The following is a 12,553-nucleotide window of genomic DNA, read 5'->3' as shown; positions in this document are numbered from 1 at the left end:
TGCCGGCGATAGGACAAAGCGGCGCTACCGAGTTCGAACCACCCCCCTGTAGAGAGGCACGCTCAATCACCTAACACCTCGATGTCACCTGACATCAGAACAGCCCCTGAGCGCCAGCAAAGGCCGGCGCGGCTTTGAGACGCGGGAATTTGGTGTGTCAGAGATGGGAACGAACAAGTCCTACTTGGTAACGTGCACCACCACTGCTTTATCCACTGACTGCTCAATTCCAGCGTTGTCTACGCCTGTCACAGTCCAGTTGCTCAGCAGCAGAACAGTCTTGCCGGTGTCAGAGTTGTGGACGATCTTTGTGAAGCCCAGGGCTGTGAGTTCGTCGTTCAGAGCCTCTGCGTTCATGCCAACAACGTTGGCGGGGACTACAGCAGTTAGTGGTGCTGCGACAACTGGCGCAGGCTCTGGAGCGACGGCTGCAGGTGGTGTTGCGGTCACAGTAGCTGTGGCGGTCACTGTGGCAGTAGCCGTCTGAGTTACTGTGTGGGTGACAGTCGGGGCGGCCTGAGGCGACCCTCCTGCGCAGCCAGCAAGGGCAAGGCAAACGACTGCTCCTGCAGCGATGATGTGAGTTTTAGTCAAAGCGTGGTCCCCCTATTTAACGATCTTTCTGGCATTGCGGCCGTGATGATGAGGCGGGCGGACAAAGGTACGACCGTTGACCGCCAATAATGAAGAAGTCAGGTTCAGCGATGCACGCTTGCAATAACTCCAAAGGTATCCTCCCTGACCAAAGCAAACTGATTGCCCATTTTTTCTTGGCTTGATGGATTACTGCGCGAATCCTGAGGAGGCCTTGATTTAGAAATCCGTCTGCCAGGGCTAAAGGTGCTGAATCTAACAGGCTATTCATCAGATGTTGCAGAAGACAGACATAGTTCTACTAAGACGCACAGTGCATAATGGGCTTTCTCTGCTGAATCCGTGGTGAGCCTGTTCTTGGTTCGGATACGTATCGTTCAACTGAAAGGCCAAAGCATGCTCTTCGTTTTCGTGCTCATGATGAAGTTCACCGTTTGGTGCATGATCGCGTCAGTCAAGCTGACGGTGATGTGTGCCAGGTTGATGTGGCCTCTTCTAATATTCATGACCAAAATGATGATGGTCGGCGGGGTAGCTGTCGTCACGCTCGTTGGCGGCGCCCTTGCAAAGAGGGGACAGAGCGGAAAACTTCAGGAACATGGGCTCAGCCCGGTGAAACAGGCAAGCGCTCAGCAGTAGGGCTGCTGCCTAAACGAAGCAGCCATCGCCTGCCCGGGAGGCGTATGTAACGCTGGGTGGCAGATAGTTATCGGGCCAAGGTGGCGCTGTTCTGAAGCGTCATAAAACCGGCATCTACTAGGCCTCGCTGAGCTTCAGTTGTTTTGTGCCGCTATAGTTTGTCTTGGGGGACCGACCTGTCATTTGGTCTGACGCAGGGCTATATCTCAGTGATACCGCGGGCAGAGACGCCACCCAGAGAATCAGCCAAATAAGTTAGACAGGATCTGCAATGACAGAGAACACAACGACGCCGAACGCTCCACGTGACGGCAAAGCCCAAGCGGCTGCGGATAAGGCTTATCGCAAGGCTACCCGGCCCTGGTTCAAGAAGAAGCGCTTCCTTCTCCCTCTGATTATTGCCGCCCTAATGATCATTTCGGGGATTTCAAACGCTGGCAAGGACGATTCTACGGCTACTGTCGCTCCTTCAGCAGAGACACCGGCAGTGGCGTCTGCTCCTGCGGCACCTGAATCGGCCGCGGCCCCGGCGGCTCCTGCAGCCCCCGCGGCTCCCGCAGCGCCCGCGGCACCGGCGGTTCCTTCCGAGTACAAGTCCGCACTGAAGAAGGCGGAGTCGTATTCCAAGACTATGCACATGAGCAAGGCTGGTATCTACAACCAGCTCACATCAGAATACGGCGAGAAGTTTTCTCCTGAAGCAGCGCAATATGCGGTTGATAACCTTCAGGCGGACTACAAGGCAAACGCCCTGGAGAAGGCCAAGAGCTACCAGACGACCATGTCGATGTCACCGGAGGGTATCCGCCAGCAGCTGACCTCAGAATTCGGCGAGAAGTTCACGCCGGAGGAAGCCGACTACGCGGTTCAGAACTTGCCGTAAGAAGGCGCCAAACGAAGGGGCTCCCTTATGGGGCCCCTTTGCTGTGTACCGATCAACGCATAGACGTCGCCTTTTCAGCCTGAGACGCGTTCATCCACTCGCTCAGCCAGGGCGCCCGGACAGTGGACGTGATCCGGCAGTCGGCCACGAAGGTTCCTTTGGCGCCGGCGTCGATCCAGTCCTGCAAAGCGGAAAGATCGGACAGCGACCGGATGACCGCCGACTCGGCACCCAATGCCCGGGCGACGCCGCCGAAGTCCACCTCCGGGATCAGCATCGGCTTCTCCGTCAGGCCCTGGGAGCCGTACTGGTGGATCTCTGCTCCGTAGGCGGCGTCGTTGTAGATCACCACGACGGCGCTGCTCGCCGTACCGATGAGCGATTCGAGGTCGGCCAGGCCCATGAGGAAACCACCGTCGCCGGCGGCCAGCACCAGGGTGCGGCCGCCCTCCAATGCACGGGCTGCCCCGACGGCGCTCGCAAGTCCCAGCCCGATGGACTGGAAGGCGGTCCCCACCATCACCAGGTCCTCCGGCCGCGGGATGTTCCAGTACATGGGTGCCCAGCCGATGAAGTGCCCGCCGTCCTGAACCACCGTGCGGCGCTCCGGCAGCACGGCATCCAGCGCGGTGGCGAGGGAGCGCGGGTCCAGCCGGCCGTCCCCGGTCACATCCGTGCCGGGGTGGTGGGCCGGTCCTTCGGGCAGGCGTTTGCGAGCTTCCGCGCGCCACGCTTCCGTGGCAACCTCACCATCGAGCAATGACAGAAGACGCCCCGCGGCGGACCTCGCGTCCGCGTTGATGAACAGGTCCACCCGGGGGTTCGTAGGCTGCAAAGAGGTGTCGATCTGGATGACGGTGCTGTCCGGGCCGAGCAGGTGCCCGAACCGCATGGTGAAGGGGCTCAGGCTCGCCCCGGCCACCAGGACCACGTCGGCCTCGCCCATGAGCCCGGCCGCGGTGTCGGTGCCGAAACCGCCCGCGACGCCCAGGTACCCCTCGCCTTTGAGGAGGTTGAGCGCCAGGGCGGTTCCGGCGGTCAGTGCGCCGAGCCGGTCGGCGATTTCGCGGAGCTCCGGGCCGGCTCCGGCGAGGTGTGCCCCGCGGCCGGCGAGGATCAGCGGGCGCCTGGCTCCGGCGAGCAGGCGGGCCACCTGTCCAAGGTCGGCGCCGCCGTCGTGCGTTGCCTGGGGTGTGGCCGCCGGCGGAAGTTCCTCGTCTGCAGCCTCCAGAGCCGCGAGGTCGTAGGGAATGGCAATCACGACGGCGGTGCGCTTGGTGAGTGCGTACTCCACGGCCTGCCGCGTGATGGAGCCCGCAGCGTCGCGAGTGACGGTGAAGGTCGCGGCGCCGAGGCCGGCGGCGATGGCCGCTTGGTCCACGTCCTGCGGACGGGCCCCGCTGGCGGGGGCGTCTCCGGTGACGAGCACGACGGGGATTTGCGCCTGGACGGCCTCGGCGAGGGCGGTGAGGGCGTTGGTGTAGCCGGGTCCGTAGGTGGTGGTGCCCGCTGCGAGCCGTCCCGAGGTCCGGTAGTAGGCGTCGGCGGCGGCGATGGCGGCACCCTCATGCCGCACGGGGGAGAAGCGCAAGCCCAGCTTTTCCACGGCATCCAGGAAGTAGACGTTGCCGTTACCCATCACGCCGAAGACGTCGCTGAGGTAGCTGCTGAGAACCTGCGCCACGCGGCCGGAGACTGTGAGAGTGGTCATGCAGGAAGCCTGTGGCCTGCATCTCACACTTGCAATACCCGTGGATCCTGTTGGGACTTTTGGTAGCAGGGGGCTTAAAAAGTGAAAAAATGCCCAGCTCCGGGTGCGCCAACCACGCTTAGTCCGACGTGCGGGGTTCCTGCTCGGACAGGCGGCTGATGAGCCCGTCGTAGCGGGGCGGCATGAGTTCCATGACGGAGATGGCGGTGCTGGTCCGCTGGATCCCGTCGATCTCCAGGATCTGGTTGGTGATGCGATAGAGATCGGCGGTGCCGCGGGCTACCACCTTGGCCATGAGGTCCGCGTCGCCGGTGGTGGCGTGCACCTCGATGACTTCCGGGATCGCTGCGAGGCCGCTCTCCACGGAGCCGAACCGCGTCTGGCTGATTTCCAGGGAGAGGAAGGCCATGAGCTCGTAGCCGAGCGCTGCGGGGTCCAGCCGCCGGCTGAAGGAGCGGAGTGCGCCGCTGCGCTCCAGCCGTGCCAGGCGGGCATGGACGGTGTTGCGTGCGACGCCGAGTGTCCGGGAAAGTGCCAGGGCGCTGGCTTCGGGGTCCTTGTCGAGGGCCAGGATGATTCGGCCGTCGAGCGAATCGAGGGTGCGAGCATTCGTGATGGTCATATTTTCACCAGAGCTACTAGAAGTTGAGCAGAAGTCCCAAGCACAAAAGCGTATCTTGCTATGTGGGCCGGGTCACAACCATGATCGGTGCCCATGACCCCTGAACAACTCCTGACAAGGCCGGACACCGCGCTGCCCACCCTTCGCGGCGCCGTGGCCGGGCTTCCGTCCTACGTCCCGGGCAGGCGCGGTGCTGGCGCGGACGTCGCAGCCCTCGCCAGCAACGAAAGCCACTACGAACCGCTGCCCGCAGCCATCTCTGCGGTGGCCGAAGCTGCTGGCAAGATGAACCGCTACCCGGACAGCGCCGCCGTCGAACTCCGCGAACGGCTCGCCCGGCACCTGGGCGTCACCGCCGAAGAGGTCGCGGTGGGGCCGGGCAGCGTGGGCGTCCTCCAGCAGATCATCACCGGCCTCTGCGACGCCGGGGACGAAGTGATCTTCGCGTGGCGCTCCTTCGAGGCGTACCCCATCCTGGTGGAGCTGGCAGGCGCCCGGCCGGTCCGCATCCCGCTCGACCAAACTTGAGGGCCACGACCTCGATGCCATGGCCGCCGCCGTCACTGAACGTACGAAGGTCATCCTGCTCTGCACCCCCAACAACCCGACCGGCGTGCCGATCAGCCACGAACGCATCGAGGCTTTCCTGCGCGCCGTCCGCTCTGACATCCTCGTGGTGATCGACGAGGCCTACGTGGAATACGCCGAAGCGGGCAGCGGCCCCGATTCCCTGGCGCTCTACCGCCAGTACCCCAACGTGTGCATTCTGCGCACCTTCTCCAAGGCCTACGGGCTGGCCGGCCTGCGGGTTGGATACGCTGTGGCCTCGCCGGCCATCGCGGAGGGACTGCGCCGGACCGCCCTGCCGTTCTCCGTGAGCGCGCTGGCCCAGAAGGCGGCCATCGCGTCCCTGGATGCGGGGGAGGAGATGGAGGCGCGGGTCGCCGTCGTGAAGCAGGAGCGCACACGGATGGCCGCGCAGCTGGCGGCCCAGGGCTGGAAGCTGCAGCCGAGCCAGGGCAATTTCCTGTGGCTCCGTGCCGATGACGAGCTCCGGGCGAGGCTCGTCGAGGCGTTCGACGGCGCGGGCGTCCTGGTCCGTACGTACCAGGGCGACGGCGTGCGGATCACCGTTGCCGATCCCGCCTCCAACGACCGCGTGCTCCGGCTCCTCGAAGCCCACGCGGCCTGAGCATTCTTTGATCCCTTATTACTCCGTTCCACCTACTATCTAGAGGAATCCCCATGGAACAACAGACAAAGACGTCTGCCCGCGCCCTCGGCGCGGCCCTTAAACCACGCCAGCTCACCATGATGGGCCTCGGAAGCGCCATCGGCGCTGGCCTCTTCATCGGCTCCGGCGCTGGCATCCAGGCGGCCGGCCCGGCCGTGCTGATCTCCTACCTCGTGGCTGGCACCCTCATCATCCTGGTGATGTGGGCCCTCGGCGAGATGGCCGCCGCTAACCCGGACAGTGGCGCGTTTTCTGTCTACACCGCCAAGGCCTACGGGCCGGTGGCAGGCGCCACCGTTGGCTGGCTCTGGTGGATCCAGCTGGTGGTGGTCATCGCGGCCGAAGCGCTCGGTGCGGCAGGCTTGCTGGCTACCATCTTCCCCGCGCTGCCGGTGTGGCTGATGGCCTTTGTGTTCATCGTGGTGCTCACCGCCGTGAACCTGACCAGCGTGAAGAACTTCGGCGAGTTCGAGTTCTGGTTCGCCCTGCTGAAGGTGGCGGCAATCGTTGCGTTCCTGGCTGTGGGCGCTGCCCTGCTCTTCGGCTGGCTGCCGGGCGTCCAGACGCCGGGCCTGTCCAACTTCATAGGCGACGGCTTCGCGCCCAGTGGTTTCGCCGGGATCGCGACGGCGCTGTTTGTGGTGGCGTTTGCGTTCGGCGGCACCGAGATTGTGTCCGTGGCGGCAGCTGAAACAGCCGAACCGGCCCGCAGTGTAAAGAAGGCAGTGCGCACCGTGCTGTGGCGCATCCTGGTGTTCTACATCGGTGCGATTTTCATTATCGCCGCCGTTGTTCCGGTTGGTTCCGAGGGGCTGAAGAGCCCGTTCGCCGCGGTGTTGGAAGCCGCCGGGATGCCCGGTGCGGCCACCGCCATCACTTTGGTGGCCGTCGCGGCACTACTGTCGGCGCTCAATGCCAACCTCTACGGTGCCTCCCGGATGGCGTACTCGCTTGCGGAGCGGGGTGAAGCACCCCGCCTGCTCGCTGCGGTGTCCAAGGCGCGGGTCCCGGTTGTGGCAGTCCTGGCGAGCGTCGCCTTCGGTATTGTCACGGTTGTGCTGGAGCTGGCATTCCCAGAGATGGTCCTTGGTGTCCTGCTGAACATCGTGGGATCGACGTGCCTGCTGGTGTGGACGTCCGCGCTCCTGGCCCAGCTTGCGCTGCGCCTCCGCGCCGACCGCGAGGGGACGGAACTCCCCCTGCGGATGCCCGGCTTCCCGTGGCTTACGTGCTTTGGCCTGCTCATCCTCGCGGCGATCTTTACGGTGGGCTTAATCGGTGAGGATTCCCGCCCCCAGCTCCTGAGCACGTTCGGACTGGTGGCACTGCTGGCGGTGGCAAACTGGCTGAACCACCGGAACCGAAAGGTTGCGGGCCGGGTTGAAGCGGCGGAGGGTGACAAGCAGCCGGCGCTCGTCGACTGAGTTAGGGCTCTGCGAACCACTGCTTGGGTTTTTTGCACGCAAAGGGCGTGTCCGGCTGGCCGAGCGCGCCCTCCGCAAGTCTGAAGCCCGACGGCAAGTAGTTGGGAAGCATAAGTTACGAGACGCAGAGGTTCCCAGGCAATGAGGCGGTTAGGAGAAGGAGTCGCCGCCCGGGGCTGATCGCTAAGCCGTATTGGCCAGAATCAGCGCTTTCGGGAGACGTTTGCGCGTACATCCTCAGCCTGTCCTTCATCGAGCACCCACCGCTCGTACTTACGGTGATCCGGATATTTTTTGCGTAAATAATCGCGAACTACTTTTCCAGGTCGTTGTTCGTCGGTATAACCGAGTTCACGAGCGAGCTCGGCAGGTTCATAAGTAGCCATAAATTTGAGTCTAGGCTGTGACTCGGCTACGTTAGCGACCACTGCCCGATGACGTGCCCACAAGTAAAGAGGCCCGTCCTCGTTCAGCAATGCAATGTTTCACCGTACTTCTGTAGAAATTGGCTTCAAAAAGAAGAGACCCTGAGCCGAATTGAAGCTTTCAACTCGAGCAATGACGCGAAGGTTAGCACCCGCTCCCAAAGTGTCTGGAATGTTCGAACCCGTAAGATGCAATTCATTCACCAGGTTGACATCGCGGAATTGGAAATTTGGGCCAGTCATCGGTGGTTCATTGTGGTTTCCGGAAAGAATCAGGATGTCATATCTTGTTTTGTAGCTACCGTGATTATTCATGGAGCCGATATTTGCATCAAACTCAATGGTCCGACCCTTATATTTTGCTGCGAATGCTTCGATCAGGTCGTAATCTGTGTCCGACCCGGCTAATAGTGCAGCAAGCTCCGGACTGTTATCAGTGGTCAAAATCTGCTCTTGCGCAGCGTCCGCAGGTGAGGGCTCGGCCGGCTCGGTCGTCTTCGTGGCGACCTCTTCGGTCGCTGTGACGGAGGGTTGCGTAGTCGGCGTGGCAGCCGCCTCGCTCACTTGTGCGGTCGGGGCGGAGGTGTCATCTTCATTCTGAATTGAGCTAACGCCTATACCGATGATGCCAATAAGCAGGAGCGCACCGACCCCTATTCCCCATGAGCGCCAGGACTGCTGAGGCTTAAGCCTGCGAAAGGTCATTTTCGTCCGCAACAGTTCCTGGCTTTGGCTGACGAACTCCCAGCCTTCTTTTTGTAGCTTCTGCATCGTTCTGGCTTCTGTGCCGCGAATGGAATGCACTGACCTGAACTCATACTGTGCGTCGTCGCCAGCCATGAGACCCCCCAATCCCTATGGGACTTATCGTTTTCTTGACTCGACCTGACGTAGCAACGTCGCGAGCCTCGCCGTATTGGATGACGGCGCTCATCGAATATACCCGGTCTTGATCGAGGTGTTTTTCATTGACGGAAGCACGCTGCGCAGGTTCGTGTTCACGAACTGGTCTGCGCGTTTCTGGCTCACCAAGCGGGTTCCTAGGCTACTGTCGCAACAACGTCAATACGCCCTTCAGAGGAGAGCCTGTTTGGAGACTTCGTTCAACGCTTCCAGTTCCATTGTCGGCAAACTCCTCGAAGAAGTTTCTTGGGAAAGCGCCCGTGACTACAGGGCAGGCGGGCAGGGGCGCGAAAATGTCCTGACCGCCGAAGTGCTCGTAGGCTTGGATTTCTTGCCCAGGGCTCATTTCCTTGGAGCCGCCATCCAGGCCGCCCACGGTGCCGATGAGGCTCGGAACAAGCTCGCTGCGGAAGCAGAGGACTTGCTGATGGGTTTTCTGCCAGGCGATTTCAACCTAGGTTCAGGTGGGCGCAATGCGAGATTGACAGTCCAGCCCGACGCAATTTTTACGACTCCGAGCACGTACACCCTGGTTGAAGCAAAACGAATTAGGTACGGCAGTTTTCAGCCGGAACAACTTGCCCGTGAATACCTGGCGCTTATGTCCAAAGCCGGTACCCTTATGCCCGTTCTCTTTCTCTTGGGCGTTACACCCCCGGTTCGTGTCAAGGGGAATGGCCAGCTCGAACTCGCCGAAGCCGTCGGTAAATTTCTGGGCCCCGTACTGGAACGCCTCAGCGAGCCGCGGCTTCCTTCTGAAGCCGAGCTTATGGACCGCCTTCCAGACGTCTTCTGCTGGATATCTTGGCAGGAATTGGATCAATGTGTTCGCGAAGCGGCGAGCAAGTACACGTCTGGTCCTTCCTCTGGAGTTGCTTCCGTCCAGCGCATCGCGGCCTTTGTCCGAAACGCAATCGCCTGGCATGCGTGACTACCCCAAGTCAACGAAACCCACAGGCTTACGGCTCGCGTTCAGGGCCCTACCTAGGAAGTTCTGCCCTGTGCCAGCCCCATAAACATCGTCCGGTGGAGGATGTCCACGTGCTTCCGGGCGACCTCCACGGCTTCCTCAACGTTGCCCGCGCGGAGGGCGGCCACGAGCGCGATGTGGTCCTGGTTTGACGTGTGCAGCTTTTCGATGGGGTAGGGGATGAAGTAGTCGTACAGCTCGGCGAGCGTCTCGTTATAGACGTCGACGGCGCTGCCCATCCCTGATGCAGTCCCCACCAACTGATGAAACAGCTCGTCGGCCTGGTGGTAGACGGACCAGTCCGTCGCCTCGGCCATGTCGCGCGTCAGCCGCTCCAGCTCATCCAGCTGGTCAGCAGTTGCATTAACAGCCGCGTAGTGCGTCACCGCGCACTCAAACAGCAGCCGCCGGTCCACCAGCCGGTTCACTTCCTGGGATTCGGCGGGGGAGGCAGATAGCTCCGCCAAAACATCTGGCGGCGGCGAGTCCGCCACAAATGTTCCCCCCGCTCGGCCGCGCCGGCGGACCACTACGCCCTGCTCCGCCAAGCTCGCCAACGCACGGCGGGCCGTGATCGGGCTGACCGAAAGGCCCAGGGCCACATCCTCCTGGTCGGGCAGCCGTTCACCCGGCTTCAGCAGCCCCAGTGAAATCGCCATCCCGATCCGCATCCGTACGGCGTCCATCGCGCTGCGGCGCTCCATCCCGGGCATCCTGCCGGCGCCGAGGCGGGCGGGCTCGGCGGTGTCCTCCAGCTGACGGGTCATATCCGCTACCTTACGGCCCACGCCGCCCCCTTTCCTTTATTAGTTCATTCTGATCTAATATAACCCGGATCACACCCCAACGCGGAGACAAACCCATGCAACGCATCCTTCCCCTCATCGCTGCCCAGGCCCGGCCGCGGCTCATTGGCGAACCCGCCTCGGCCTTCGCGGACGAAGTCAAAGAAGCCCTCCGATCCCAGCCGCACAGCAAACTGGTCGTCTTCCCCGAACTGCACCTCTTCGGTGATGAAAACCCGGACCTCCAAAGAACGGAAATGCTCCAGGCTTCCGCCGAACCGCTGGACGGCCCGAGAGTCAAAGAACTCAAACAATTGGCGAAGGACCTCAATATCTGGCTGGTCCCCGGCAGCGTCTGCGAACGCGGCCCCGAAGGCCAGCTGTTCAACACCCAGCTGGTCCTGTCCCCGGAAGGGGAACTCGCCGGCTATTACCGGAAGATCTTCCCCTGGCGCCCGTTCGAGCCTTACGACCCAGGCGACAAGTTCACTACGGTCGACCTGCCCGGCATCGGCAGGGTGGGCCTGAACATCTGCTACGACGCCTGGTACCCGGAAGTGTCTCGCCAGCTCGCCTGGATGGGCGCCGACGTCATCCTCAACGTCGTCAAAACCACCACCCCGGACCGCAAACAGGAACTGATCCTCGCCAAGGCCAACGCCATCGTGAACCAGGTCTTTATGGTCAGCGTCAACTGCGCAGGCCCCACCGGCCAGGGCAGGAGCATCATCGTGGACCCGGAAGGCAACACCCTCACAGAAGCAACAGACGATCAGCCGCAGCTGCTCACCGCGGAACTGGACCTTGCCGCCGTCGACCGCGTCCGCACGCACGGCACAGAGAACCTCAACCGCCCCTGGTCGCAGTTCCGCGAGGGGGAGCCCGCCGTCGAACTTTCCGTCTACCAAGGCCGGATCAACCCGGCCACCTGGACACCGCCGTCCTACAAGCCCTAAGGAAACACCGTGACAACAACCCTCACCCGCACGCTGAAGCTGCCCTCACTGGTCCTGTTCGGGCTGGCGTACCTGACCCCCATCATCGTCCTGGGAATCTTCGGCATCATTGCCGAAACCACCGGCGGCGCCGCGCCCGCCGCGTACCTCGTGGCGCTCGTGGCTATGCTGTTCACCGCACACAGCTACGGCCGGATGGCCATCGCCTACCCCGTGGCCGGCTCCGCCTACACCTACGTCCGCCGCTCCATCGATTCCCGGGTCGGTTTCCTGGTGGGCTGGGCCGTCCTGCTCGACTACCTTTTCCTGCCCATGGTCATCTGGCTCATCGGCGGCTCCTACCTGAGCGCCCAGTTCCCCGGCATCCCCATCGGCGTCTGGATCGTGGGCTTCATCCTCATCACCACGCTGCTTAACATCCTGGGCATCAAGGTGGCTGACAAGGCAAACTACGTGCTGATGGCGTTCCAGCTGCTGGTTCTGGTGTTCTTCGTGGCGCTGGCCATCGGCAACGTGGTGTCCGCCAACGGCGCCGGGGGACTGGCCAGCGCGCAGCCGTTCTTCAACGACACCGCCAGCTTCGCCACCATCTCCGCCGGCGCCGCGATTGCCGCATACTCGTTCCTGGGGTTCGACGCCGTCACCACCCTCACCGAGGAAACCATCAACCCGCGCCGGACCGTGCCGCGCGCCATCATGCTCGTGGCCCTGATCGGCGGCGGTATCTTTGTGGCGGTGTCCTACGTGACCCAGCTAGTCCACCCCGGCGGCGTGTTTGAGGACTCGGCCTCCGCTGCCAGCACCATCGCCCTGCAGATCGGCGGGCAGCTGTTCGGCGCCGTGTTCCTGGCCGGCCTGGTGGTGGCGCAGTTCGCCTCCGGCCTCGCAGCCCAGGCCAGCGCCTCCCGCCTGCTGTATGCGATGGGCCGCGACTCCGTCCTGCCCAAGGCGGTCTTCGGCCGGCTGAGCGAGAAGTTCCACACCCCGGTGGCGAACCTGGTGGTCACCGGCATCGTTGGCCTGATCGCGATCTTCCTGGACGTGGCCACGTCGACGTCGTTCATCAACTTCGGTGCCTTCACCGCCTTCACGCTGGTGAACGCCTCGGTGGTGTTCCACTACGTGCGCCAACGCCGGGCCGGGCAGCAGCTGAACCCGGTGTCCTACGTGCTGGTCCCGGTGATCGGCGCGGTGATTTGCGCCTACCTGCTCTCCCAGCTTGACAGCAACGCCATTACGCTGGGTGTGTCCTGGCTGGTGCTGGGCGTGCTGGTCCTGGCTCTGATCACGCGCGGGTTCAAGGCCTCGCCGCCGGAGATGACGGCGACGGAGAAGGCGACGGTCGAGGCGGCCGCCTGACACTGGTCAGTTTGTAGTGTGGCCGGTGGGCCGAGGGAAGGAACAGTC

At 62.7% G+C, this 12,553-nt stretch carries 12 protein-coding genes and 1 pseudogene; 7 read left to right on the top strand and 6 right to left on the bottom strand.

What is annotated here, in order from left to right:
* Window positions 1–180: 180 nt before the first annotated feature.
* Window positions 181–357, bottom strand: coding sequence for a hypothetical protein (locus AC5RTE_RS09865; protein ID WP_494041200.1), 177 nt, complete (start codon window positions 355–357; stop codon window positions 181–183).
* Between the two features lie 633 nt (window positions 358–990).
* On the opposite strand from AC5RTE_RS09865, the gene AC5RTE_RS09860 reads away from it, so the two are divergent.
* Window positions 991–1,233 (top strand): hypothetical protein, encoded by a 243-nt coding sequence (locus AC5RTE_RS09860; protein WP_494041199.1) that lies wholly within the window; start codon window positions 991–993, stop codon window positions 1,231–1,233.
* A gap of 271 nt (window positions 1,234–1,504) precedes the next feature.
* Complete coding sequence (locus AC5RTE_RS09855) at window positions 1,505–2,116, top strand: Ltp family lipoprotein (RefSeq protein WP_494041198.1); 612 nt, start codon at window positions 1,505–1,507, stop codon at window positions 2,114–2,116.
* 52 nt (window positions 2,117–2,168) lie between these two features.
* Here the strand turns inward: AC5RTE_RS09855 and AC5RTE_RS09850 are convergent, their stop codons facing one another.
* Window positions 2,169–3,827 carry a thiamine pyrophosphate-binding protein gene (locus AC5RTE_RS09850; protein ID WP_494041197.1) on the bottom strand — a complete coding sequence of 553 codons (1,659 nt, stop codon included), beginning with the start codon at window positions 3,825–3,827 and terminating at the stop codon, window positions 2,169–2,171.
* A gap of 118 nt (window positions 3,828–3,945) precedes the next feature.
* Window positions 3,946–4,449, bottom strand: a complete 504-nt coding sequence (locus tag AC5RTE_RS09845) for an Lrp/AsnC family transcriptional regulator (protein ID WP_494041196.1) — start codon at window positions 4,447–4,449, stop codon at window positions 3,946–3,948.
* A gap of 93 nt (window positions 4,450–4,542) precedes the next feature.
* Here AC5RTE_RS09845 and hisC point away from each other — a divergent pair.
* Both hisC and AC5RTE_RS09835 read left to right on the top strand, forming a co-directional pair.
* Window positions 4,543–5,641: pseudogene (hisC, locus tag AC5RTE_RS09840) on the top strand (histidinol-phosphate transaminase).
* A gap of 53 nt (window positions 5,642–5,694) precedes the next feature.
* Complete coding sequence (locus AC5RTE_RS09835) at window positions 5,695–7,107, top strand: amino acid permease (RefSeq protein ID WP_494041195.1); 1,413 nt, start codon at window positions 5,695–5,697, stop codon at window positions 7,105–7,107.
* Window positions 7,108–7,310: 203 nt separating this feature from the next.
* Here AC5RTE_RS09835 and AC5RTE_RS09830 read toward each other — a convergent pair whose 3' ends face one another.
* Window positions 7,311–7,493 (bottom strand): hypothetical protein, encoded by a 183-nt coding sequence (locus tag AC5RTE_RS09830; RefSeq protein WP_494041194.1) that lies wholly within the window; start codon window positions 7,491–7,493, stop codon window positions 7,311–7,313.
* A 99-nt stretch (window positions 7,494–7,592) separates the two neighbouring features.
* Window positions 7,593–8,372 (bottom strand): DUF4839 domain-containing protein, encoded by a 780-nt coding sequence (locus AC5RTE_RS09825; protein ID WP_494041193.1) that lies wholly within the window; start codon window positions 8,370–8,372, stop codon window positions 7,593–7,595.
* 250 nt (window positions 8,373–8,622) lie between these two features.
* Between AC5RTE_RS09825 and AC5RTE_RS09820 the strand changes: the two genes are divergently transcribed.
* Entirely contained in the window at window positions 8,623–9,366 is a 744-nt protein-coding gene (locus AC5RTE_RS09820; protein ID WP_494041192.1) for a hypothetical protein, read from the top strand.
* Window positions 9,367–9,419: 53 nt separating this feature from the next.
* On the opposite strand, the gene AC5RTE_RS09815 is transcribed toward AC5RTE_RS09820, so the two are convergent.
* Window positions 9,420–10,172, bottom strand: a complete 753-nt coding sequence (locus AC5RTE_RS09815; RefSeq protein ID WP_494041191.1) for a FadR/GntR family transcriptional regulator — start codon at window positions 10,170–10,172, stop codon at window positions 9,420–9,422.
* Between the two features lie 95 nt (window positions 10,173–10,267).
* On the opposite strand from AC5RTE_RS09815, the gene AC5RTE_RS09810 reads away from it, so the two are divergent.
* Complete coding sequence (locus tag AC5RTE_RS09810) at window positions 10,268–11,146, top strand: carbon-nitrogen hydrolase family protein (RefSeq protein ID WP_494041190.1); 879 nt, start codon at window positions 10,268–10,270, stop codon at window positions 11,144–11,146.
* Between the two features lie 9 nt (window positions 11,147–11,155).
* The gene (locus tag AC5RTE_RS09805; RefSeq protein ID WP_494041189.1) at window positions 11,156–12,505 is read left to right on the top strand and encodes an APC family permease; all 1,350 of its coding nucleotides are present in this window, start codon (window positions 11,156–11,158) and stop codon (window positions 12,503–12,505) included.
* Window positions 12,506–12,553 lie beyond the last annotated feature (48 nt).

The organism is Arthrobacter sp. K41, from assembly GCF_059089645.1.
This window is presented reverse-complemented; position numbering and strand designations above follow the sequence as displayed.

Excerpts from the sequence above, each read along its gene's own strand:
- AC5RTE_RS09865 (WP_494041200.1), bottom strand. The coding sequence starts at position 357 with ATGAACGCAGAGGCTCTGAACGACGAACTCACAGCCCTGGGCTTCACA.
- AC5RTE_RS09860 (WP_494041199.1), top strand. The coding sequence starts at position 991 with ATGCTCTTCGTTTTCGTGCTCATGATGAAGTTCACCGTTTGGTGCATG.
- AC5RTE_RS09855 (WP_494041198.1), top strand. The coding sequence starts at position 1,505 with ATGACAGAGAACACAACGACGCCGAACGCTCCACGTGACGGCAAAGCC.
- AC5RTE_RS09850 (WP_494041197.1), bottom strand. The coding sequence starts at position 3,827 with ATGACCACTCTCACAGTCTCCGGCCGCGTGGCGCAGGTTCTCAGCAGC.
- AC5RTE_RS09845 (WP_494041196.1), bottom strand. The coding sequence starts at position 4,449 with ATGACCATCACGAATGCTCGCACCCTCGATTCGCTCGACGGCCGAATC.
- AC5RTE_RS09835 (WP_494041195.1), top strand. The coding sequence starts at position 5,695 with ATGGAACAACAGACAAAGACGTCTGCCCGCGCCCTCGGCGCGGCCCTT.
- AC5RTE_RS09830 (WP_494041194.1), bottom strand. The coding sequence starts at position 7,493 with ATGGCTACTTATGAACCTGCCGAGCTCGCTCGTGAACTCGGTTATACC.
- AC5RTE_RS09825 (WP_494041193.1), bottom strand. The coding sequence starts at position 8,372 with ATGGCTGGCGACGACGCACAGTATGAGTTCAGGTCAGTGCATTCCATT.
- AC5RTE_RS09815 (WP_494041191.1), bottom strand. The coding sequence starts at position 10,172 with ATGACCCGTCAGCTGGAGGACACCGCCGAGCCCGCCCGCCTCGGCGCC.
- AC5RTE_RS09810 (WP_494041190.1), top strand. The coding sequence starts at position 10,268 with ATGCAACGCATCCTTCCCCTCATCGCTGCCCAGGCCCGGCCGCGGCTC.